Source organism: Gilvimarinus gilvus, from assembly GCF_030518155.1.
Classification (GTDB): Bacteria; Pseudomonadota; Gammaproteobacteria; order Pseudomonadales; family Cellvibrionaceae; genus Gilvimarinus; species Gilvimarinus gilvus.
In genome coordinates this window covers 1-585 of the sequence record NZ_JAULRU010000160.1, presented here as the reverse complement: position 1 = coordinate 585, position 585 = coordinate 1, and the positions used below count along the sequence as shown (strand labels likewise).

The window sequence follows — 585 nt, the reverse complement described above, 5'->3', positions numbered from 1 at the left end:
ATTTTAGTGATAGCTTTATTTTATTCATCAGGTATAGACTTAGTGTATTTAATGTATGCGGGTGTAGGCCTAGGAGTATTAGTGTTAATGAATAGATTAAACGTAGAGAATCCTTATTTATATTTGATTCCAGGAATATTTATATGGTATTTTGTACATCATTCGGGTATACATGCTACAATAGCAGGTGTATTAGTAGCCATGACTTTACCAACAAATAATACTGATCAAGAATCGCCATTAGAACGATTAGAACATGCCTTAGTAAAGCCTGTAAACTTTATTATTATTCCAATTTTCGCATTTGCTAATACTAATATAACTATATATAACGAGATGCTTGAAGGATTAACCTCTCCTTTAGGATTAGGTATTTTATTAGGTTTATTAGTTGGTAAACCAATAGGTATTGTATTAAGTTCTATTATTTGCTCAAGATTTGGCATTGGTCAGTTACCAGAAGGGAGTAATTTAAACCATATTTTAGGTGTAGGATTATTAGCTGGTATCGGTTTTACGATGTCTATATTTATATCTAATTTATCATTTAATAGTGAAATATTAATTGATGAAGCTAAATTAGCC

Annotated in this window: 1 protein-coding gene; it reads left to right on the top strand. The window is 29.9% G+C overall.

The features are described 5' to 3' along the window. Window positions 1-6: 6 nt before the first annotated feature. On the top strand, window positions 7-585 hold a 579-nt coding region (locus QWI17_RS01260; protein ID WP_302720677.1), incomplete at its 3' end, for a Na+/H+ antiporter NhaA.